24 protein-coding genes are annotated in these 23,667 nt (G+C 40.5%); all 24 read right to left on the bottom strand.

Annotation, left to right across the window (positions count from 1 at the left end; genetic code table 11):
- Positions 1-63: 63 nt before the first annotated feature.
- The 24 genes from FGD67_RS07680 to fliH all read right to left on the bottom strand — a co-directional run bounded on the left by FGD67_RS07680 (position 64) and on the right by fliH (position 23,647).
- A complete protein-coding gene (locus FGD67_RS07680) occupies positions 64-915 on the bottom strand; it encodes a chemotaxis protein CheW (protein WP_257174452.1) in 852 nt (283 codons plus the stop codon).
- Between the two features lie 4 nt (positions 916-919).
- Positions 920-1,696 (bottom strand): ParA family protein, encoded by a 777-nt coding sequence (locus FGD67_RS07685; RefSeq protein ID WP_257174453.1) that lies wholly within the window; start codon positions 1,694-1,696, stop codon positions 920-922.
- A 12-nt stretch (positions 1,697-1,708) separates the two neighbouring features.
- Positions 1,709-2,710, bottom strand: a complete 1,002-nt coding sequence (locus FGD67_RS07690) for a flagellar motor protein MotB (RefSeq protein WP_257174454.1) — start codon at positions 2,708-2,710, stop codon at positions 1,709-1,711.
- Complete coding sequence (locus FGD67_RS07695) at positions 2,707-3,453, bottom strand: flagellar motor protein (RefSeq protein WP_257174455.1); 747 nt, start codon at positions 3,451-3,453, stop codon at positions 2,707-2,709. Before FGD67_RS07695 ends, FGD67_RS07690 begins: the two co-directional genes overlap by 4 nt.
- Positions 3,446-4,567: a chemotaxis response regulator protein-glutamate methylesterase gene (locus FGD67_RS07700; RefSeq protein ID WP_257174456.1), complete on the bottom strand. Its 1,122-nt coding sequence runs from the start codon at positions 4,565-4,567 to the stop codon at positions 3,446-3,448. The genes FGD67_RS07695 and FGD67_RS07700 overlap by 8 nt, the downstream gene beginning before the upstream one ends.
- 31 nt (positions 4,568-4,598) lie before the next feature.
- A complete protein-coding gene (locus tag FGD67_RS07705) occupies positions 4,599-6,692 on the bottom strand; it encodes a chemotaxis protein CheA (protein ID WP_257174457.1) in 2,094 nt (697 codons plus the stop codon).
- Positions 6,693-6,705: 13 nt separating this feature from the next.
- Positions 6,706-7,449, bottom strand: a complete 744-nt coding sequence (locus FGD67_RS07710; protein WP_257174458.1) for a protein phosphatase CheZ — start codon at positions 7,447-7,449, stop codon at positions 6,706-6,708.
- A gap of 30 nt (positions 7,450-7,479) precedes the next feature.
- The gene (gene cheY / locus FGD67_RS07715; protein ID WP_257174459.1) at positions 7,480-7,863 is read right to left on the bottom strand and encodes a chemotaxis response regulator CheY; all 384 of its coding nucleotides are present in this window, start codon (positions 7,861-7,863) and stop codon (positions 7,480-7,482) included.
- A gap of 50 nt (positions 7,864-7,913) precedes the next feature.
- On the bottom strand, positions 7,914-8,627 hold the full coding sequence (locus tag FGD67_RS07720) for an RNA polymerase sigma factor FliA (protein WP_257174460.1): 714 nt from the start codon (positions 8,625-8,627) through the stop codon (positions 7,914-7,916).
- 21 nt (positions 8,628-8,648) lie between these two features.
- Positions 8,649-9,491 (bottom strand): MinD/ParA family protein, encoded by an 843-nt coding sequence (locus FGD67_RS07725; RefSeq protein WP_306556795.1) that lies wholly within the window; start codon positions 9,489-9,491, stop codon positions 8,649-8,651.
- 44 nt (positions 9,492-9,535) lie between these two features.
- The gene (flhF, locus tag FGD67_RS07730) at positions 9,536-11,080 is read right to left on the bottom strand and encodes a flagellar biosynthesis protein FlhF (protein ID WP_257174461.1); all 1,545 of its coding nucleotides are present in this window, start codon (positions 11,078-11,080) and stop codon (positions 9,536-9,538) included.
- Between the two features lie 45 nt (positions 11,081-11,125).
- Positions 11,126-13,228, bottom strand: a complete 2,103-nt coding sequence (flhA, locus tag FGD67_RS07735; protein ID WP_257174462.1) for a flagellar biosynthesis protein FlhA — start codon at positions 13,226-13,228, stop codon at positions 11,126-11,128.
- Between the two features lie 163 nt (positions 13,229-13,391).
- Positions 13,392-14,522, bottom strand: a complete 1,131-nt coding sequence (gene flhB, locus FGD67_RS07740; protein ID WP_257174463.1) for a flagellar biosynthesis protein FlhB — start codon at positions 14,520-14,522, stop codon at positions 13,392-13,394.
- Positions 14,522-15,307 (bottom strand): flagellar biosynthetic protein FliR, encoded by a 786-nt coding sequence (gene fliR, locus FGD67_RS07745; RefSeq protein WP_257174464.1) that lies wholly within the window; start codon positions 15,305-15,307, stop codon positions 14,522-14,524. The genes flhB and fliR overlap by 1 nt, the downstream gene beginning before the upstream one ends.
- A gap of 2 nt (positions 15,308-15,309) precedes the next feature.
- The gene (fliQ, locus tag FGD67_RS07750; RefSeq protein WP_077286347.1) at positions 15,310-15,579 is read right to left on the bottom strand and encodes a flagellar biosynthesis protein FliQ; all 270 of its coding nucleotides are present in this window, start codon (positions 15,577-15,579) and stop codon (positions 15,310-15,312) included.
- A complete protein-coding gene (gene fliP / locus FGD67_RS07755) occupies positions 15,579-16,376 on the bottom strand; it encodes a flagellar type III secretion system pore protein FliP (RefSeq protein ID WP_257174465.1) in 798 nt (265 codons plus the stop codon). Before fliP ends, fliQ begins: the two co-directional genes overlap by 1 nt.
- Positions 16,360-16,824, bottom strand: coding sequence for a flagellar biosynthetic protein FliO (gene fliO, locus FGD67_RS07760; RefSeq protein ID WP_257174466.1), 465 nt, complete (start codon positions 16,822-16,824; stop codon positions 16,360-16,362). Before fliO ends, fliP begins: the two co-directional genes overlap by 17 nt.
- A gap of 6 nt (positions 16,825-16,830) precedes the next feature.
- The gene (gene fliN, locus FGD67_RS07765) at positions 16,831-17,223 is read right to left on the bottom strand and encodes a flagellar motor switch protein FliN (protein WP_257174467.1); all 393 of its coding nucleotides are present in this window, start codon (positions 17,221-17,223) and stop codon (positions 16,831-16,833) included.
- A 110-nt stretch (positions 17,224-17,333) separates the two neighbouring features.
- On the bottom strand, positions 17,334-18,395 hold the full coding sequence (gene fliM / locus FGD67_RS07770) for a flagellar motor switch protein FliM (protein ID WP_257174468.1): 1,062 nt from the start codon (positions 18,393-18,395) through the stop codon (positions 17,334-17,336).
- Between the two features lie 44 nt (positions 18,396-18,439).
- On the bottom strand, positions 18,440-18,982 hold the full coding sequence (fliL, locus tag FGD67_RS07775; protein WP_257174469.1) for a flagellar basal body-associated protein FliL: 543 nt from the start codon (positions 18,980-18,982) through the stop codon (positions 18,440-18,442).
- Between the two features lie 133 nt (positions 18,983-19,115).
- Positions 19,116-20,864, bottom strand: a complete 1,749-nt coding sequence (locus tag FGD67_RS07780; RefSeq protein ID WP_257174470.1) for a flagellar hook-length control protein FliK — start codon at positions 20,862-20,864, stop codon at positions 19,116-19,118.
- A gap of 143 nt (positions 20,865-21,007) precedes the next feature.
- Positions 21,008-21,442, bottom strand: a complete 435-nt coding sequence (fliJ, locus tag FGD67_RS07785; protein ID WP_257174471.1) for a flagellar export protein FliJ — start codon at positions 21,440-21,442, stop codon at positions 21,008-21,010.
- A gap of 27 nt (positions 21,443-21,469) precedes the next feature.
- On the bottom strand, positions 21,470-22,825 hold the full coding sequence (gene fliI / locus FGD67_RS07790) for a flagellar protein export ATPase FliI (protein WP_257174472.1): 1,356 nt from the start codon (positions 22,823-22,825) through the stop codon (positions 21,470-21,472).
- Positions 22,826-22,852: 27 nt separating this feature from the next.
- Positions 22,853-23,647 (bottom strand): flagellar assembly protein FliH, encoded by a 795-nt coding sequence (fliH, locus tag FGD67_RS07795; RefSeq protein WP_257174473.1) that lies wholly within the window; start codon positions 23,645-23,647, stop codon positions 22,853-22,855.
- Positions 23,648-23,667: the final 20 nt, after the last annotated feature.

The following is a 23,667-nucleotide window of genomic DNA, read 5'->3' on the forward strand; positions in this document are numbered from 1 at the left end:
TTTGCTATGTTAATGACGAGCATACTTGTACACTAAGTATACTTTCAAGTTTCAATTCATCAATTATTCTTGCGTAATATTTACGCCTTTTTCCAATAACTTAATTAAGGAGTCAACATCTAACAGAGCACACATACGATTTTTTACTAATCCAGCAAGCCAAGGACGTTTGCTTGGTGCATCTAACCACTTAACATCTTCTTGTTTGAGCGTCACCGTATCGATCAGTTTTTCAGCCGTCAAACCCCACGATGTATTACTTAACATAATAATATACTGGTAATTCAGCGCCGCTAGCAATGTTTCATCACATTTTTCAGGCATCACCCAACGCGCAGTATCAACCACGTTAACTTTTTCATCACGGTGTAGCATAACACCTTTAAACCAATCGGGTTTTCCCATTAATGAGCTAGTTTTATCATTATTAAGAATACCACCTAATTCGATCAATGGAACAGCAATCATTAAACCTGCAACATCAAAAAACATCGCTTGAAAGTCACCTTGACGATAACTTCGCTGATTAATGGCTTCAAAACCGCCAACGCTTTTACGAGTTTTAAGCTCATTGAGCTGTACTTCACTACTACTACTTAATACTTTTTTATCTATGACTTTTGTATTTATTTTCGCCGGTTTTGCTTTAACTACGGGTTTAACTGTGGTTTTAACCGGTGTATCAATTTCAAGCTGAGTAGCAACGAGCGTTTTATTTTCAGCTTTCGCTGACCTTATCGGCTCAGCAGTTTCTTGCTCAACCGTTTTCGGAAAAGTAGCACTCGCCAGTAATCTTTCCAATGGTTCAGTTTGCTTCACTTTTACCAGTAGCGCTTTTTGCTCTTCTTCTTCCGTAAGCAGTTCTGACAAATAGGTCTGCATTAATTGTTTACTTGCAGCTAAAGACTTTGACATAAGGTCACTTACTCACAATAGTTAAATTAACTAAATATTTTAATAAATTTCGATAGGCTGTAACACCACGCGAGCTTGCAACATAATCAGAGGGCACTTTTTGTGCAACACTGGCATTACGAAAGTTGGTATCTGTTGGTATAACACCTGGCCAAACAAAGTCACCATAAAGTTCTTGTAACTTTCGATAGGTCATTAAAGACGCCTTAGTACGTTTATCAAACATGGTCGGTACAATGGTGTATTTAAATGGTGCTACTTGCTCCCCTTGCATTATTTCTAAGGTTTTCATCATACGATCTAAACCTTTTAGCGCTAAAAACTCGGTTTGAACTGGCACAATAATCCGATCACAAGCTGCTAATGCATTAACCATAAGCACACCTAAAATCGGCGGACAATCAATCAAAACATAATCATATTGATCCGCTATCGCTCGCATCGCTTTTTTTAATACTAGGCCCATACCGCCTTTATTCCCCAATGAGCGGTCGAGTGTCGCTAAGCCCATAGTTGCTGGCAATATATCGATATTATCATAATGCGTAGGACATAGGCTTTGCATGATTTGCTCTTTGGTAGAAACCTGTAGAAACAAATCATAAACACTGAGTTCTAAGTCTTCTGACTCGATACCAAAATAGTAGCTTAATGATGCATGCGGATCGGTATCGACTAATAGCACTCGATAGCCTTCTTCTGCTAATAAACCTGCTAAGGCGATCGTTGTGGTGGTTTTACCCACGCCGCCTTTTTGATTTGCAACTGTCCAAACTACCAAGTTAATATCCTATTATTCATTATCTTTTTTTTCTGGGGGGCTAGACGCTTCATCGTTAACGTTCGCTTCAGCACGTGTGGTAATTCGAATACCACCATTATCAAGTCGAATAATACGAATTTCATTCTCATCATCATGACTTTCAGCATCACTGCTTTTTATCGCTTCGACATCACTAACAGCAATAGTCGGTGTGGCTAATAAATTAGCTTGCGCTAAGCCGTATTTAGAAATTGCTATTACCACTCGTCGATTCTTGGCTCGGCCTGTTTCCGTGCTATTATCAGCATTAGGATAATATTGCCCGTAACCTTCAATAGCCATTCGAGCAGGGGTTAAGGTTAACTCTTCCAAAACCCGTAAAATTGCCGTTGCTCGAAATACCGACAACTCCCAGTTTGAAGAATATATTTCTGTCGCTATAACTTGATTATCAGTATAGCCTCTAACACGAATATAGTTGCTGGCATCGGCAATCACTTGATAGATAACCGTTAATATATCCTTGGCAGCATTGGTCGGTGATGATGAACCACTGGGAAATAATAAGCCACTGTTCAATTCAATTTCCAACCAGTCGCCATCAATTTGCAGTTGTGCATAGCCTGACTCAACGAGTTCATATAACGCTTCATGAAGATCTTTTTCTAATGAAGTTAATGTTGTACCTACTTGTGCTTCTGATACATTAGATAACATCAATTCACCTGAGACTAACTCAGGACCAGCATCTTCTAATATGCCATTGCCAAACAGGCGTTTATTGGTTTTTGCACTATTGACCGGTAGAATATCATCACCATGACCACGGTTTTTAACTTGCTTTTCATTGGCTTGAAATACCCGACCAATAGATTCAGTCGCAGTTTCAAATGGCTCTTCATTAACCATCGCCATAGCATACAACACGACAAATAGTGCAAAAAGTAGTGTCATATAATCAGCATAAGAAACCAACCAACGCTCTACATTGTCATGCTCTACCGAATGGCGCCTTGCACGTAACCGGTTCATTGTTCCAACCGAAAGGCCGATAATTTATTTTCAATGGCATGCGGATTTTCGGCAAGTGCAATCGCAATCAACCCTTCAGTCATCATTTCACGATACATAGTTTGCTGATGCACAATGGCTTTAATTTTATTGGCAACCGGTAAGTAAATTAAATTCGCAAAACCAACACCGTAAATAGTAGCAACAAATGCCGTAGCGATGCCTTGTCCTAATAATTGCGGGTCGGCTAAATTGGACATGGCATGAATTAAACCAAGCACCGCCCCCAAAATACCAATCGTCGGGCTATAACCGCCCATGGATTCAAAAATATGCGCGGAACGCAAATTATGTTCACGATATAAGTCTAAATCTAGTTCAAGCGAAACCCTCAGGTTGTCAACTTCAACACCATCAACCAACAGGTTTAAACCTTTATTAACATAAAAGTCATTTTCTTCTTCTGCAATATGTTCAAGTGATAAAAAGCCAAGCTCCCGTGCTTTTTCAGCCCAATGTACAACTGATTCAATGCCCTGTTCAATATCATATTTAGGCGGATAAAATAACCATTTCAGTAAGGTCATTGCATGTAAAAACTGGCTTTGTGAAGACTGCAACATCACAGCGCCAAGCGTACCGCCAAAAACAATAATAAAGGCTGGTAGCTCTAATAACGAAGAGATTGCACCGCCATCAATAATAAAGCCAAAGTAAATCGCTAAGATGGCAATAACTAATCCTGAGATGCTCAGTTTATCCATACTGTATTTCCTTAAGAATTGCAGATGGAAAGCTTTCAAGTGCCAGTGATAATGTTGATATACCGGCAACGGCTACCGCTTGCGGCATACCATAAACAACACAGGACTCTTCATCTTGTGCCCAAATAGTTGCGCCTTTGGCTTTTAACAATCGTGAACCTTCACGTCCGTCAGCGCCCATCCCAGTTAATATGACGCCTAAAACATTGCCACCAAAAACTTTAGCAGCAGAGCCAAAACTAATATCTACACTGGGTTTAAATGCGATCCGTTCAGAATCATCTTCCAATATTCTTAATTTCGCAGCATTTTCTGTGCCGTCAATAATCATTTGCTTACCGCCAGGCGCTAAATAGGCACAACCTGGCTTTAAAATATCACCCGAAGACGCTTGCTTTACATTTATTTTGCAAAGCGTATTCAAGCGATTAGCAAAGGCTAAGGTAAATGCAGCAGGCATATGCTGGATCAAGATAATAGGTAGAGGGAAGTCTTCAGGTAATTGCGTTAATAATTTTTGTAATGCTACAGGCCCCCCTGTTGAGGTGCCTATTGCCAATAATTTATATGACTTCCCTGAACTCTTTTTTAATACCGAACTTGAGCGTAGGCTGGTATTTTCAGCAGTTGCTGCTCTCGCTAATGGCGCGGTTTTAGCTTTAGTATCATCGAGAGCACGGGAGCGAAAAGTCGAGATGCGTGGTAACCTTGCACCTTTCTTTTTTGCTAATTGCATTACACGTTGACGTAATAAACTGCCGGCATCTTCAGTATTCTTAGCAATTTCATTAAATTTTTTCGGCAAAAAATCTAATGCCCCGGCATCTAAAGCATCAAGTGTTGCTTTAGCACCGGCATGCGTTAAGGAAGAAAACATAATAATGGCAGTCGGTGCTTTTGCCATTATTTGTTTAACAGCGTCAATGCCATTGAGTAATGGCATTTCTATATCCATGGTGATCACGTCAGGCTTTAAGGCAATCGCCTTCTCTACCGCATCTATACCATTAATAGCGACATCGATAACGTCAAGATCAGGATCTTTGTTGAGAATATCCGTTACTCGGCGTCGAAAAAAACTGGAGTCATCAACCACCAATACTTTAAAGGACATTTACTAGCTCTTTCCTATCTTGATTACCTCATTATGAGCGTAATTTTTTATTCACTACCGATTTTTTAGCATAATATTTCAACATGTTAGGCACATCAATAATTAATGCTATGCCACCATCACTGGTGATTGTGGCTCCCGCCATACCTGGAGTACCATGTAATAATCTATCTAGCGGCTTAATAACCACTTCTTCTTGACCAATTAAACTATCAACAACAAAACCAACTTGTTGGTTACCTAACTGCACAATAACCACGTGTCCACGGTCTCTTGGCTTATCAACATAATCTCGTACCAACCACTGGTCAAGATAAAACAGTGGAATAGCTTTTTCCCGAACAATAATGGTCAATTGTCCATCGACTAAGTTAGTTTTAGTTAAATCAAGGTGGAATATTTCATTAACACCAGCCAATGGTAAGGCAAAAGTCTGCTTGCCAATAACCACCATTAAGGTCGGTAATATCGCAAGTGTTAATGGCACTTTAATTTCCAGTATCGTACCAACGCCCATCTCTGAGTCAATGTTGACCGTACCGTTTAGCTGGGTGATTTTAGTTTTAACCACGTCCATGCCGACACCACGGCCTGACACTTCTGAAATTTCAGTTTTTGTGGAAAATCCTGGGGCAAAAATCAAACTAAAAGCTTCTTTATTAGGCATTCTCGCTGCAGCATCTGCATCTAAAACGCCTCGCGCTATAGCAATATCTTTTAGTTTTTCAGCATTCATACCGGCACCATCATCACGAATAGTCAGTAGAATATGGTCACCTTCTTGCGAGGCCGATAAAACCACAACACCTTCACGCGGTTTACCCGCTGCTTCACGTTTATCAGGTGTTTCGATACCATGATCAACCGAATTACGCACAAGATGCACTAAAGGATCCGCTAACGCCTCAACTAAATTTTTATCTAAATCGGTTTCTTCACCTTCAAGAATAAGTCTGATTTCTTTATTTAAACTACGGGCTAAGTCACGTACGACTCGAGGAAAGCGCCCAAAAACTTTTTTAATTGGCTGCATACGCGTTTTCATTACCGCGCCTTGCAAGTCAGTTGTAACAGCATCTAGATTTGATACCGCTTTGGTTAGCTCTTCATCTTCTTTGGTCATACCCAAGCTAGTCAGGCGGTTACGCACTAAAACTAACTCACCAACCATATTCATGATTTGATCTAAGCGTTTAGTATCGACCCTAACCGTTGTTTCAGCTTGCGCTGGCTTTGTCGGTGCAGCTTTAGCTTCACTTTTAACAGGAACTGCTGCGGCAACAGGCTTGGCTTCTGCTTTCTTCGCCGGAACAGGAGTAACGGCTTTTACCGGCGCAGCTTTAGGTTCTTCAATTACGGGTTGAGCTTTAGGGCTTTGACCTTTGCCATGAAGTTCATCTAACAGCGATTCAAACTCATCGTCACCAATTTCATCTGACGTAGCAGAAGCCGTTGCTTTAGTATTTGTTGCGGCAATGGCAGGTGAAAACGCACCTTGGCCATGAAGCTCGTCTAATAATGATTCAAATTCATCATCTGAAATATCATTACTATTTGATATTGTAGGTGCAGGAGTGACCGGAGCACTTGTTGATGGTGCCCCGCCGCCATGTAATTCATCCAAGAGACGTTCAAATTCATCTTCTGACATCTCATCATTTGAGCCATTACCTGTCGGTATTGGGCTAGCTGCTGGGGCAATTTCTTCCACGGGTGCAGCGACAACTTCTTGTCCTTCAGGTGCTGATAAGCGATGTAATTCGGCTAATAAACTAGGCGCTGCGCTTGATAAAGCTTCTTGATTTTGCACTTGAGCAAACATTTCATTAATAGTATCAAGTGCTTGTAAGATAACATCCATTAACTCAGAGGTAACTGAACGTTGATGAGTTCTTAAAGTATCAAAAACATTTTCCGCACCATGACAGGCATCAACCAATTCAGTCAGTGACAGAAAACCAGCGCCGCCTTTTACGGTGTGAAAACCTCTAAAGATAGCATTGAGTAATTCGGCATTATGAGGGTCATTTTCAAGCTCAACTAATTGCTCTGACAATGTCTCAAGTATTTCGCCAGCTTCGATTAAAAAATCCTGAAGAATTTCTTCATCTTGTTCAAATGACATTCAGTAACTCCTATTAAAAACCTAAGCTTGATAATAAATCGTCAACATCGTCTTGATCTGAAACAACATCTTGGCGACTTTCGCTATTCATTATTGGGCCTTCGACTAAATTCTTGCCCACTTTGGGTAGGTAATCCGCTTTTTCTGGCTCAGAATTCATGCCAAATGCTGTCAGCATATTTATCAGACTATCTTCTACTTCACGAACTAAATCAATAACTTTTCGTATAACTTGACCGGTAAGATCTTGAAAGTCTTGCGCCATTAAAACATCAGTCATCAAGCCATGAATTTTATTTGTTTCTTTTTCTGTTGTTTTCAACAAAATATCGATATCTCGACATAATACCTTAAATTCACCGACATCAAGATCATTGTGCATTAGCTTATGCCACAATGGCTTAACTGTACTAATTTGTTGTTGGATGCTATCAATGACAGGAAAAATTGTTTCCACGGCATCCATGGTTTTATTCGCGGCTTCTTCGGTGCGACTGATGACGAAGTTTAATCTTTCTTTAGCATCAGGAATATCCGCTGTAGCTAAATCATTTAAACGTGAATCAAGATGAAAATTATTCAACGAGTCATGTAATTGCCGTGTCAATTTGCCAATTTCTGCAAACAATGCGGTGTTAATCGGACTTTGAATTTCTGCAATTAACTCATCAGCTTTATCTTGTTGATCGGTTTCTATATATTCAACCAACAATTTAGCCTGTTCCAGAGAAACATGGACACTAGTATTTGTACTCATATCACGTCCTTGCGTAACAAAATCAAATAATTAACCAAGACGTTCAAAGATTTTATCAAGTTTGCTATTTAGCGTGGCAGCGGTAAATGGTTTAACAATATAGCCATTAACACCCGCTTGAGCAGCCATAACGATTTGCTCTTTTTTCGCTTCAGCAGTTACCATTAATACCGGAATATGTGACAATTTACTGTCAGCTCTAATCGCTTTAAGTAAGTCAATCCCTTGCATGCCGGGCATATTCCAATCAGTAACCACAAAATCAAAGGCACCGTCTTTTAGCATCGGCAATGCCGTACTGCCATCATCAGCTTCTGAGATGTTGGTGAAACCCAAGTCACGTAACAAATTTTTGATTATTCGTCTCATTGTTGAGAAATCATCAACAACAAGCACTTTCATATTTTTATCCAAGGCACCCTCCGGTGAGAACATTTAAAATTATAACGATACGAGTATTCTACTTAACTTTGCCACGATTGCATACGAGCTTTTAGTCTATGCATAGCCTGACTGTGTATTTGGCTTACCCGTGATTCACTCACATCAAGTACTTGGCCAATTTCCCTCAGGTTGAGCTCTTCATCATAATATAATGACAGTACTAAAGCTTCACGCTCGGGTAAAGAGGAAATGCATTCAGCCAATGATTTTTTGAAGATACTATGCTCAATGTTAGCATAAGGTTCATCTTGTTGATGGTTATGTGCTAGTTCAATAACATCTTCGCTAACACCTAAGTCGTCAATCCCCAATATTTTACCTGAACTTACTTCATTGAGCATATGATGATATTCATTTATCGAAATATCAAGTTTTTCAGCAACTTCAATATCAGAAACATCACGACCGTATGCTGCTTCTAAATTTTTGATTGCTTCGCTGATCATCCGGCTATTTTTATGTACGGAACGAGGAACCCAGTCACCACGGCGGATCTCATCAAGCATTGCACCACGAATTCGAATACCAGCAAAGGTTTCAAAGCTAGCCCCTTTGGTATTATCAAAATTATTAGCCGCTTCGAGTAATCCTATCATGCCCGATTGAATAAGGTCATCTACGATAACACTGGCAGGTAACCGAGCAAGTAAATGATAAGCAATTCGTTTTACTAATACCGTGTGTTGCTCCAACAAAGCTGTTTTATCAACACTATAAGTATGTAATTTAACCACTATAGTTCACTTCTCTGTTGGTTAGTGTTCTAGTAACTGCTCAATAAAAAACTCTAAGTGCCCAGAAGCTTGTTGTGGCACTGGCCAACTTATAATATTCTGAGCAAGTGATTTTAGGCTAACTGCGGCAGGGGAGTCGGGAAATGCTTCAACAATCGCTTGTTGTTTTCTCACTGATTTACGGATATTTTCGTCAAAAGGTATAACAGCAACTAACTCTAAAGTAACATCCAAAAATCTGTCTGTGACTTTCGAAAGCTTAGCATATAGCTGTTGACCTTCTTTTGCACTGCGCACCATGTTAGCCACTACTTTAAATTTAAATAAACCGTGATCTCGGCTTAATAACTTCATCAGCGCATAGCAATCCGTGATTGACGTTGGCTCGTCGCATACCACTAATAAAACATCTTGTGATGCTCGACAAAAACTCAATACCATATCCGAGATGCCGGCGGCAGTATCAACAATTAAAATATCAAATTTTGTTTGCATATCGCTAAAGGCACGAATAAGACCAGCATGTTCAGCAGGTGTTAAATCGACCATAGATTGCGTGCCAGATGTAGCGGGGATAATGTTAATACCAGCGGGACCTTGAATGATAATATCATCTAACTCGCACTCGCCGGACAAAACATGAGACAAGTTACGTTGTACACGCAGACCTAGCATCACATCAACATTAGCTAAACCTAAATCAGCATCTAGTACTAAAACCCGCTTGCCTAATTTTGCTAAAGAAATCGCGGTATTAAGGGAAATATTAGTCTTACCAACGCCACCTTTACCACCTGAAACTGCTATGACTTTTATATGTTGGGGATCTTGCATCTTTCTTAAGCCACTCGCTTGATCTATCATCTTATATAACTTCTCTATATAACTGCGCCGCTATCGTAAGGCGACTATACTGCAACGGCTGCGGCGGGTGTCCGCCAAGAAACAGCTACTGAACTTTGAGATTTTATTGCCATTCTATCTGCAAGCGTAACTAATTTCTCAGCATTTGCAACCTTAATATCTTCCGGAACTCTTTGACCATCAGTAAGATAGCCAATTGCTAAGCCATTTTGCAGTGATGTAGTGATAATTTCACCAACACTCAAGCTTTCATCTAGCTTGGTATAAATACAGCCCGCTAATGGAATACGTTTAAAGCGCTCAACATTCTCTTGCATGACACGCTGTTGAGTATTTGCAGATAGCACTAAGTAGTTACGAATTCTAACACGAGCATTAGCAATTAAGGTAGTCAAATGCTCAGTTAAGCGCATATCTCTTTGTCCCATACCCGCGGTATCAATTAAGATTAACTTTTTTTGTGAAAATTGTTGTAATAGGTTGTCTAACTCATTGCCGTCATTAGCAAGTTTAACTTGGCAACCAATAATACGCCCATAAGTTGACAGTTGTTCAAAACCCGCAATACGATAGCTATCAGTTGAAATCAAGACCACTTGATCGGCACCGTGAATTTGTGCAAATCGTGCCGCTAATTTTGCTATAGTGGTGGTTTTACCTACACCTGTTGGACCAACAAGAGACACTACACCGCCACGCTGTATAATATCGTTATTGGTGGTATTTAGTTGTTGAGCAATAATATGCTTTGCTTGCTGCCAAGCATCTTGCTCTTGAGTATTTGCTGGAATATAGCCCGCTATTTGGTCAGCCACTTGCTCATTAAGCCCCATCGCCATTAACTTATTAACAAGCACAGCGCGCATCGGATCTTTCTGCGCCATATCTTGCCACATCAAGCCAGACATTTGATGTTCTAATAACTGACGAATAGATGACATTTCTTTTTGCATATCCGCAAACTCTGCACTGCTTACTTGATGATCATGACGAGCATTTTTTTGTCCGGTAGATGCCATTGGCTGAACGGTCGTGTCATTATAATGACTTTCTACAGAGTTAGTCGCTGTTTGCTGCATTGCTACTGGCGACTCCATCGTATTAGACTGCTCTAGACGGCTAGTGAAGTTTTTAAACTGTTGTTCAATATCAGGGGTTGCTACTGCACTGTTTTCGCTAGGATTAGCTTTAGCTGTTGAGTTTTCTATTTGACTATTAAATGCTCGCGTTGCTGGTGATTTATCGTAACCATTTTGTTGTACTTGTCGACTTAACAACGCAGCTAGGCTATCAGCTGGTGCCGTTGCTGACTGTTCAGTTACTTCAGATCTATGACCAATTGCCACAGTATCTTCCGCAAAATCAACTCGCTCTGCAGCTGCCGCATTTAGCTGTACATTCTTACCCTGGTTATCCGCTGCTAACGACTGGGCCGGCTTAACGTTTTGGTTATAATCAACCGCTGCCATTAATTCGACACCTTCAGCAATCTTTTTATTAGACATAATAACGGCATCAGCACCTAGCTCTTCTTTAATCTGTGCCAGTGCAGTTCTCATATCTTTTGCTACGTAACGTCTAATTTTCACGGCCAACCCCTTATAATTCAGTACAACTTACATTGAAGCATTCTTTTACTGGCCGATAGCGCTGACAATTTTTATTTGTTTGTCATCAGGAATTTCTTGATAAGAAATTACTCGTAATCCTGGGATGGTATATTTAACAAATTTAGCCAGTACTGAACGTAAAATGCCTGACGTTAATAAAATTGGTGTATCGCCAGCCATTTCTTGCTGTTGTGCACCGTCCGTCAAAGATTTTTGTAACCGCTCTGCTAAACCTGGTTCGATACCTGCGCCATCGTCTCCAGCCATTTGCATTGACTGATGCAACATCTGTTCCAATTCTGGCGACAAAGTTATGACAGGCACTTCAACCGTTGGTCCAACAAGCTCTTGGACAATAAATTTTCTTAATGTGATACGAACAGCGGCAGTTAACACCTCTGGATCTTGGCTCTTAGGGCCATACTCAACCAGTGTTTGTATAATGCTACGCATATCCCGTACAGCAACCCCTTCATTCATTAGATTCTGCAGTACTTTAACAATACTACCTAATGATAAGACATCAGGGATCAAGCCTTCAATCAGTTTCGGATAGCTCTTGCCCAACATATCAAGTAAGTTTTGTACTTCTTCATGACCTAATAGCTGTGCGGCATTATTGGTTAAGATTTGACTTAAATGTGTTGCTAACACCGTAGCTGCATCGACTACGGTATAACCGAGCGATTGGGCATGTTCGCGTTGCTCTTGTTTGATCCACACAGCATCTAGACCAAAAGCAGGATCTTTTGTGGCAGTACCATCAAGCTTACCAAATACCTGACCAGGGTTAATCGCCAACTCATGATCATGGCGAATCTCAGCTTCTCCTATGGTTACCCCCATTAATGAAATTTGATAACTATTAGGATCCAGATCTAAATTATCACGGATATGTACCGCGGGTACCAAAAAGCCAAACTCCTGTGAAAGCTTCTTCCTGACACCTTTAATGCGGTTAAGTAGCTCACCACCTTGAGCTTTATCGACTAATGGAATTAAACGATAACCAATTTCAAGGCCGATAATATCAACATGATTAACGTCATCCCAACCTAAGTCTTTCACTTCTGTTTCTTGTTGTTGGCTTTGAACTTCCGCTGCTTCGTTTTGTTCTATTAATTGTGCTGCTTTTGCAACTTTATATTTACTGCTAAAAAATGCTACTCCAGCAATCAATACCGCAAAAATCAAGAATGCGACATGCGGCATACCCGGTACGATGCCCATAATAAACATGACACCGGCTGCAATATAAAGTGACTTTGTTTGACCAAGCTGGCTACTGACCTGCTCACCCATATCTTGCGAAGTATTTTGACGGGTAACAACTATCGCAGTCCCCACTGATAATAACAGCCCTGGAATTTGCGCCACTAAACCGTCACCTATCGTTAATAAGGTGTAGATTTCTACTGCGGTATCAAAACTCAAATCATGTTGAACCATCCCGATAACTAAACCACCGACAATATTGATAAAGAGAATTAAGATACCGGCTACCGCATCACCTTTAACAAATTTGCTGGCACCATCCATCGAGCCATAAAAATCAGCTTCACTGGTTACTTCAACTCGGCGTTCTCTTGCTTGATCTGCGGTAATAAATCCTGCGTTCAAATCGGCGTCAATGGCCATTTGTTTACCCGGCATAGCATCAAGGGTAAAACGAGCAGTTACTTCCGAAATACGCCCTGCACCTTTCGTGATCACGACAAAATTGATAATAATTAAAATCGCAAAAACCACTAAACCGACCGCATAATTACCGCCAATAACTACCGAGCCAAATGCTTCGATAACCTTACCTGCAGCCTCTGGTCCTTCATGACCTTCAAGCAACACCACTCGAGTACTGGCAACATTCAGTGCTAAACGTAAAATCGTCGCAATCAGCAAAACAGCAGGAAATGAACCAAATTCGAGTGGTTTTAAGGTATATACCGTGATCAATAATACAACCAGAGACAAAGCTATATTGAAAGAGAAAAGAATATCTAGCAAAAATGCCGGCATAGGTAAGATCACCATGCCCAGCGCAGCCATCACGAGAAATGGCGTACCTAAACCAGAAAGTGCGTTGAATTTTTGTTTCTTTAAATGATTAAAAGTTGCCGTTAACTGCATGAGCTCTTAGTGATAATCTTTTGACATAGCTTACGAAAAGCAATTATTAGACCAAATAAGGCTAAACCTTAAAATTAAATTTTTATGCTGCTTATAACACGAACGCAAGCAAGACTAAACGTAGTTAACCTAAGCGCTAAAAAGTTATAGCGCTTTGATATTATCAGTAACGAAAATCATCTGGAATTGGCAAGTTTTTAGTGACCGCTTTTGGTCTTCTTGCTTTACCTTTTTTATGGGCATTAAGCTGAAAAATAAAGGCCAGTATTTGTGCGACGGCAGCAAATAATTGCTCAGGAATTTCTTCATTAGGCTCAGCGGTATAATATAATGACCTTGCTAACGCAGGTGATGCAACAACTTCAACATTGTGTTCTTTGGCAATGGTACGAATATGCAAAGCCATTTCATCTATACCTTTTGCCACCAATATCGGTGCACCACCCGCTTCAGCATCATATTTAAGCGCCACGGAATAGTGCGTAGGATTGGTGATCACCACATCAGAATTAGGCACTTCTTGCATCATACGTCGTTGTGACATTTCATATTGCGCTCGCCTTATTCGACCTTTTGTTTCTGGGCTACCTTCAGAGCTTTTCGACTCGTCTTTGATTTCTTGTTTAGACATTTTTAACTCTCGATTGTGATTCCATACTTGATATGGCGCATCAATAACCACAATAATGCCAATAGACAACCCTAGAGCCAGAAACATCCACAGTAATAAAGTCACGGCATGAGAGAAGTTGTGCGGAATATTTTCAGTACTTAAATTAACTATCTGACCAAATAAACTGCTCAGTAGTAAATATGCTGAAATAAAAATCACAAAAAATTTTAGAATCGACTTAATAAGCTCAACATAGGCTTGCACGCCAAACATGCGTTTAAAGCCTGCAATAGGTGAAAGTTTGCTAGGTTTAGGAGCCATAGCTTCCCACGAAAAACTCATGCCACCAAGCAAGGTATTACCGATAAATGCTGCGATTACAATGATAATATGTATCCAAAGAAAGGGCACTAATATGGCACTAACAGCATCATTTGCTACTTGATAAAGCGCATGCACATCCATAGTTTCTCGACGATTTAAGCTGAATAAGCGTTTCATCATCACCGACAGCCCCTCAACAAGAGAACTGCCCAATAGCATCAGTGCTACAGCACTGCCCACTAAAACGAACATAGTACCTAAATCTTTTGAACGTGCTATTTGTCCTTTTTTACGTGCATCGGAGAGCTTTTTCGCCGTGGGTTCTTCAGTTTTTTCACCACTATCAGACTCAGCCATTAAGGTGCAACCCCACAATCAATTAGGTAGCAGCTAAAATCAAGTGCTCGCTGCCATTGCATAACAAAATGGCTATAAAAATTACCCATGGTTAACCACATGATCAATAAGCCCGCACACATAGTAATAGGAAAGCCGATAGCAAAAATATTCAATTGCGGCGCTGCTCGGGTCATAATACCAAAAGAGAAGTTAATCAGTAACATCGCAGTTAAAGGCGCGATTGCCAGCGATAGTGCGGTGGCAAACATCCAGCTACCCCACTCAGCAATTTCTTTAAATTTAACACTAGAAATTTCTGTCGCTGGAATTGGAATGGTATCAAAGCTAGTCACAACAAACTGCAAATAGGCCAAATGACCATCCATAGCCCAAAATAATAGCGACGATAATATTAAAAAGAATTGCCCAACGGCAGGAACATTTTGACCACTTGCAGGATCAACTAATGAGGCAAAACCTAAACCGGTTTGCATAGCGATAATTTGTCCGGCGAGGGTAAAGGTATTAACCACCATAACAGTGACAAAGCCCAACATAATGCCAACAATCATTTGCTCACCAAGCAACAGCGCAGTCGCTAATGAAAATAAATCACCGACTCGTGTTGGTGGTAGCGCCGGCATAACAGCGACAGTAATCGCTAAACAAAAGAACAGCTTTATGCGGCCGGGAATAGCTTTTGCTCCTAAGCCAATCATCGACATCACCATTGCTGAAATACGCGCAAACGGTAATAAAAAGTCAGCCATCGTTTGGTTGATAATTGACTCAGTAAACTCCATGGCTAACTCACCACACTAGGAATACTACCAATGAGTCGGATGGTGTAATCCATCAATTTTTGTACTAACCAATGCCCGCCCATAATCAAAGCAAGTAATGTAACGATTAAGCGCGGTAAAAAACTTAAGGTTTGCTCGTTTATCGAAGTTGCTGCCTGAAATACTGCCACTACTAGGCCTACCAACAAGCTCGGGACAATAACGGCACTCACCAAGACGATCACTAAAAACAAGGCATCGCGTAAAATATCGACAAAGACCTCAGGACCCATTACGTGGCTCCCATACCATAGCTCGTTGCCAGCGTGCCTATCACGAGATTCCAGCCATCAATAAGCACAAACAGCATAAGTTTAAAAGGCAACGAAACAATCATCGGCGAGAGCATCATCATCCCCATAGCCATCAAAATACTTGCCACCACTAAATCTATGATCAAAAAAGGAATAAAAAGCATAAAACCAATTTGAAAGGCGGTTTTTAATTCACTAATCACAAAAGCGGGGATAATCACCGTCATCGGTAAATCAGTTGGTTTATCAACTTTCGTTATCCCAGCCATCTGCGCCAACGTATCCAGATCTTTAATACGAGTTTGCTCTAACATGAATGCTCGCAATGGTACTTTCGCTTTATTGATGGCCTCGACAGAAGTTAATTGGTCTTGTAAATAAGGCTGGATCGCTCGTTCATTAATCTGATTATAGACTGGCGTCATAATAAACAAGGTCATAAATAGCGTAATACCGATAATAACTTGGTTTGACGGCGTTTGTTGCAAACCAAACGCTTGTCGTAAAATAGCCATCACCACCACAATACGCGTAAACGATGTCATCATAATCACCGCAGCAGGTATAAAACTCAGCGCGGTCATAAAAATTAGTATTTGTAAGGTAATGGAGTATTCTTGTGAGCCATCAGGATTAGTGGTTAGCGTTAATGCCGATAAGGAAAGATCATCAGCAGCAAAACTAGTATTACTTATCAGCAAAAATGATAAAATCGTCACGAAGAAAGTGACGATTTTACTCAACGATAATAATGATACTTTATTTTTCTTTATCATAAGTTTTTATAGCTTTTTGTTTAAGTAACTTGGCGAACGATTGCGCAAAATCAACGCGATTCTCTTTGCTAGTTACTAAAGGTTCGTCAAGCGTTTCTAACAAGGTTATCTGTTGAGCAGTTACACCTAGCAATAACTGCTGCTTTCCGGCTTGCACTACAACGAGCTTTTCTTTTGACCCTAAATGCAAACTGGTCACTATTTTCAAACCATTAATAGAGTGTCGTACACCTTGAAAGCGTTTTAGCACCATAGCGCTAACGACAATCACAGCTAAAACCATCAGTAATGACATGATCATGCTCATGGCATCCATATTAGCAGTAACATGTTTACCAACTTCCACTGGGGCAACATCTACCAAAGTAACATCTTTGTCGAGCTCTTCTGCACTAGCTAAGGTAAAACAAGCACACCAAATGATAATTGCAGAAAGGATATTTTTCATTAGCAATTATTTTAATTTCTTAATGCGTTCAACTTGGCTAATAACATCGGTCAAACGAATACCAAATTTATCATTAACCACCACTACTTCGCCATGAGCAATCAACGTACCATTAACCAGAACATCAAGTGCTTCACCCGCCACACGATCCAATTCAACAACCGAACCTTGGTTGAGCTGCAATAAATTTCGAATACTGATATGGCTACGACCTACTTCCATAGAAATAGTGACGGGAATATCTAAAATAGCATCAAGTTTACGCTTTTCTTCACCCGTAATAGGCTTGTTATCTTCTTGTAGATCTTCCAATTCGACGGTTTCAGCAGCTTCTGCGGCAGCTTGCTCGTCCATCGCTTCGTCCCACATGCCTAAATCGCCTTCGTTTTCTGTACTCATGTTTTTTCGCCTTAATTTTTACTCAATAGCGTAAAAATCACTACGCTATTCGTTTGATATTTGCCTATTATGCACTTATGTGATTTTCACACCACATGCCATATTTCTACTTATAAATCATCTTCTAACATATGTAGTTCAGCATCACTGTCTAAACGTTTACCGCCTTTTGTTAAGATAGTTAACTCTGATTTCACTGACTCTGGCCGCTTAATTTTTGATTCTATTTTCAATGCCAAATTGTCACGACTACGACCAAGCTTAGCCCTAAATGACGGTAAGTTTTCAATTAATACAGTAATGTGATCTGGCATTTCAATAGGAATAATATCACCCGCTTTAAAGTCCATGATTTCTTGTAAGGATAGTTCTACTTCTAAAAATTTAGTCGACAATTCAACCGGGACATCCATAATTTCATCGCGTAGTGCCTTTGACCAACGCATATCTGTATCTTCTTTATCACTTTGTACACCGGCATCTAGCAACTCACGAATTGGCTCAAGCATGGAATAAGGTAAGGCAACATGAAAATCACCACCACCACCATCAAGCTCGATATGAAACGAACTGATCACCACCACTTCTGTCGGACTAACAATATTAGCCATAGACGGGTTAACTTCTGAATCAAGGTATTCAAACGAAACATCCATTACCGGCGACCAAGCTTCTTTATAGTCTTCAAAAATAATTTTTAGCAACATTTGTACAATGCGGCGTTCAGTAGGAGTAAACTCTCGGCCTTCAATTTTCGCGTGATATCGACCATCGCCACCAAAAAAGTTGTCTACTAAAATGAACACCAAGCGGGCTTCCATGGTAATTAATGCCGTGCCTTTTAACGGTCGAAAACGCACCATATTCAAACTTGTTGGCACAAATAAGGTGTGGACATATTCCCCAAATTTAATCATTTGGATACCGTTGATAGATACTTCAGCGGTTCGACGCATCATATTAAACAGGCTAATACGCATATGGCGAGCAAAGCGTTCATTAACCATTTCCAAGGTTGGCATTCGACCACGAACAATACGATCTTGCGAGGAAAAGTCATAGTCAGAAGTTCCTTCTGCTTGAGAAAGTTCCTCTTCTACATCCTCTTCTTCAACATCATCAACACCATGTAAAAGTGCATCAATTTCGTCTTGAGATAGTAAATCACTCACTCGGTAGTCTCTTTATCTTATTAATTTAATTATACCTTCACAACTTACTGCATAACAAAGCCGGTAAATAGTACTTTTTCAACAATTTTGCTGCCTTCAACTTCAGTCATGATTGCATGAACTTCCGTTAAGGATTTTTGTTTTAATGAGGTTTTTCCAGCACTGGTTGCCAGATCATCAGCATTCGACTGAGAAAAGACTGCCAATAAGGTGCTTTCTATTAACGGCACATGCTTTTTAGCGGCTTCCTCATTATCTGCGCCACGTACCAGTAATTGCACACGAATTTCAACAAAACGATCGCGTAAGGCACCGGGAACATTAAAGCGGAAAGGTCTCGGCATTGGCACATATAAGGCTGAGCCAAGCTTCGCATTAGATTCAGCAGTAGCGCTATTGTTCACTTGGCTTGCTGAGCCAGAGTCTAAAGCTGCATCAAGCTCAGCTTGCGAAACCTCATCTTCACCACCGAGCATAAAAAATGCTACAGCACCACCAGCAATCAAAACCACAACGATAGCGATAATAATAATGAGCTTTTTTTTCTTACCTGAACTATCCATCTCAAGTGCTTTTTCGTCAGCCATGATTCTTGCCTTTAAAGAAGATTTATACCCATAGTTGAACTATATCCTTGAATAGCGGCTAATCCAACGAGTTTTGCCAATTATACCAATTCTATGGCCTTTGTCCCCAACTCTGAGCTTATTTGACCTGATATTAAGCATAATAATCAACACCAGTTGATGAAACTTTAAGCACATTAGCAACAGCATGTTCATTTTCATTACTCCCACCATCAGCAACCCCACAACTTGAATCATTACCATTTTGTCCATTAAAGCCATTATCATTTTGCTCTTGCGCTTGACGTTGCTCAATATTAGCATCACCAACATCAACACCATTTTCCGCTAACATCTCGCGTAACTTACCAATATTTTGCTCTAATGCTTCTTTTGCCTGTTGGTTTTGCACAATAAATTGCACTGCAGCTTGCTCATTTTGTAAGTTTACTCTGACATGAATATTACCCATCTCTGGCGGGTCAAGTTGAATATCTACTTGTTGAATTTTCTGGTTGATCATCACCATGACTTTATCTTTAACCGCATTTGCAAAGTCTTTACGGTAAATCGCAATAGTTTCCGTATTTATCGCGGTAATTGATTTTTGTGTCTGTTGCGCATTTGTCGCCAATGTATTAACTGTACTTTCATAATTTTGCTCTTGCTGTATAGCTAACTCACTTGAACTCATCAGAGGCTTTGGCGCCTGAGCATCTAAAGTTTGATTGAAACTTGATGCAATTTTTTCAGCTGGTAATGTTTGTTTTTCACTTTCAGCTTTTGCTAATAGCTCTACATCAGAGACACTATTTAATGATTTATCTTTAGCGTCATTTATTACTATTTTCTGTTCAGCATCCAGTTTGGCTTCTGTAGTTGTAGTTGACATAGCAACAACCGATGCTGTTTTTTGATTTATATTACGCTTTGGTGTTTGTTCATTGTCACTAACTTGATTGAACTCAGCCACATTTGCTTGTTTTTCATCTAGCACGCGAGCATTATCAGCTTCAACAACACGGGCTTTTTCTTCTTTACTTAATTCTGCTGAGAGCACTCTTTGCGCTGCTGCTAATTCATACTCTTTGTTTAATGGCTGATTTTCAAGGTCACTCAACTGCTTTCCTGAGATAACATTTTGCTGACTATCAGAGACTAATTCAGCCTCTTGAGCACGCGACTGTTTTGCCAGTTGTTCTTCAGTGATCAGATCTTGCTCAATCACGAGTTCATTTAAGCCGGTTTCTATCGTCGTATTCAGTTTAATCTCTGCAGACTTTGGCAAAGAGTCATTATTCACCGTTTTTTCTAACGAGCTTTGATTTTGCTGCACTGGCAATGTTTTAACTTGCTCAGCTTGCGCTTCACTCGATTTTGCCAATAACTTTTGCGCGCCATTTAACATGTTTAATAAATCGACTGCATCATCATTCTCAGTACTTACTGCGACTTCACTTCGCGCTTGGCTTTCAATCGTTTGCTCTTGCTGATTAGCTTTTGCCCTGACTTTATCAATAGAGCCTGTATCGTCTTCTACAATTGCTTTATTTTCGCCGCTTAACGCCATTACAGGAACAGGCAAAGTATATTGCTCATCGTTGACAATTACTTTAGTGTTTAACGTTTCATCATTTGACGCTACTGGCACAGGTAAAGTATGTTGGTCATCACCAGATTCATTATCTGCTTTAGTCTGCTCAATTGCCGTTTTTGACACAGGTTTGCCGTCACGCTTAATTTCACCATCCTGTTCAGTTGTATTTTTTTTCGGATAATATTGTGCCATTTCATCAAAAAAAGTACCGCCTTTAGCTTGATTTTTTATTGATGAATTACCATTACTGCCTTTAATATCAGAGTTTTGTAAAACATCAACAGACAATAAATTTACTTGAGACATAACAAACCTTTTTTAACTGTGACTGAAAAGCCGCGGACTAATGTTTTAGATAATACCTTACATTAAGCAAGTATTATTCCAAAAACAACAGAATAAGTTATGCGCTTTATCATTGTTACTATTAATAGCCGTATTAATAATACCTACCGTTGACGCCGAACAAATTGTTGAGTTGCTATTTCATCAAACATTTTTTGTTCTTGCTTGTTCGCCGCTAGCTTGAACTCTGCTAGCTTTCTATCGCGCAATAGCTCTACTGCTTGTATTTTTCTTCTTTGTTCTAGCCATTGTTTTTTACGAGTTGCAACCAAGGCTTTGGCTTGGTGAACAGCAACCTTAACTTGTTGGGCTGCGTTATCAAGTTTGGCAATAAAAGCATGAAAGTGGCTATAGGTCGCACTATCTATACCTTCTATTGAGCGCTGATTAAGTCGTTTCATATATTCCAAGCGATAATCACTAACGCTTTTCAAGCGTTCTTTATTTTGTTGGTAATCGAGCTCGGCCGCTTGTAAGGCTTGTGAGGCCTTTTGCTCTTTATCAAGTTCAAATTTATATAAAGTATTTAACTGCTTCATTAGCTTACCGTTTATGCGTTAAGTGGCTTACTGGTTTTTCTGGGCATGAGCTTGCGCCGCCGCTAAAACTTCTTGCAGCTGCGTTAAACTTTGGTCATAAGGGATAACTTCTAGCATTCTTTGCTGCAAGAAAAACTGTATAACAGGCTGTAAGTCAATCGCTTGGTCAATTCTGGGATCTGTCCCCCTGCTATAGGCGCCAATAGATATTAGATCTTTATTCTCTTGATATAAGGCATAAACTTGACGTAATTGTCGAGCAAGTTGTTGATGTTCTTCACTGGTCACCATTGGCATAACACGGCTAATTGAACCTTCAATATCAACCGCAGGGTAATGCCCCGCATCGGCTAATTTACGCGATAACACAATATGACCATCTAAAATAGCACGTGCTGCATCGGCAATAGGGTCTTGTAGATCATCGCCTTCAGTTAACACCGTAAAAAAAGCACTGATTGAACCTTGCCCGTCACCACCATTACCCGCCCGTTCAACAAGCTGAGGTAATTTAGAAAACACCGATGGTGGATAACCTTTAGTTGCCGGCGGTTCACCTACTGCCAGTGCAATTTCTCGCTGCGCCTGGGCATAGCGAGTAATTGAGTCAATTAAGAGTAAAACCTTTAAACCTTGGTCACGAAAATACTCACTAATTTGCACCGCGGTTTCACAACCTTTAAGTCGCATGAGTGCTGAATTATCCGCAGGAGCAGCCACGACAACAGAGCGTGCTCTACCTTCTTCACCAAGAATTTCTTCAATAAACTCTTTGACTTCTCGACCACGTTCACCGATTAATCCAACCACAATCACATCCGCATTGGTGCCTCGTGTCATCATACCTAAGAGTACACTCTTACCGACACCTGAACCCGCAAACAAGCCCATACGTTGGCCGACTCCAACAGTCAAGAAACTGTTAATAGAACGGACACCAACATCGAGTGGCTCAGTGATCGCTCGTCTCGATAATGGATTAATAGGCTTACTATCATATTGATAGTTTTCTTGCGCTTTGATCGGCCCTTTACCATCAAGAGGTTTACCAACACCATCAATTACCCTGCCTAACAAGTCCATAGAAAGTGGTAAACGTGCCTTGGTCGATAATGGCACGACCCGCGCACCAGGTAATACACCTTGCAAGCTTTGCTCAGGCATCAGAAAAGTTATATCTTGTGAAAAGCCGACAATTTCGGCAATCAGATCGCCTTGCGAAGTTTCCACTAAACATTGACTACCGACAGGCGCTTTAACGCCAACAGCCTCTAATGTTAAGCCGACCACACGCACTAAGCGCCCTGCAACCGAGACATTATGTGGCTGTATGAGTTTTTCACAGTTTTTTAAACGTTCCGTAATGCGGTTTATATCAACCATAGAAGTTTTACGCTGCTTAAAGAGAGTTTATTGATGTAGTGCTGCTTGCAAAAACGACTCTAAGACTTCGTTCAAACGCGATTTAACACTGAGATCTATATTTGAAGTGCTATTTTCAATTTGGCACCCCCCCCGACTTAACTGTGGCGCCGCAAGTAATTGCCAACCTTGCGCCTGAATATATCCGGCACCAAATTGCTCTTCGACTAATTTAATATCTTGTGGATTCAATAGGATTTGTATTTGCGATTCATGTCCAGGCAAGGCTTTAACACCTTCAGCAATCGCCGATAATAAAATATCAGGATTGGTTTTAGCTTCATGCTTGGTTACCGCTTGCGTTAATTGCACCACGAGTTGCAATAACTGTGCTTCAACATTTTTTTCAACATTCGCCATCGGCTTATGTAATTGCTCTAGCAATGATTGCATAGCAGCAATTTGTTGTTCACTGGTTTCTTTACCTTGTGCTAAACCTTGTTCAATCCCTTCGACGTGGCCTGAGGTTAAGCCCTCTTGATGGCCACTGGCTCTACCTTCCTCAAATCCTTTGGCAAAACCATCAGCTTTACCTTGCTCAAAACCTTCATCGAATGCAGCTTGACGAATCTCTTCGATTTCTTCTGCGGTTAACGGCGCCGGCTCAGCAACTTCGGTTTCCTCTGGCGGCTCATAACGCCAACTGCGTGATTTACCAAGGGCATTGGTTTTACCCTCATCTTGCACATCCCTAGACTCCACATTCGGGACAGTCCAGCTATCAACATGTTCACTTTCTTCTGGCGTTATCGCCGCATTACTCAAAGGAGAAAGCGCTTTCATAATGCAAAGCCCATTGCTAT

Origin of the sequence: Colwellia sp. M166, assembly GCF_024585285.1 — a bacterium.
Classification (GTDB): Bacteria; Pseudomonadota; Gammaproteobacteria; order Enterobacterales; family Alteromonadaceae; genus Cognaticolwellia.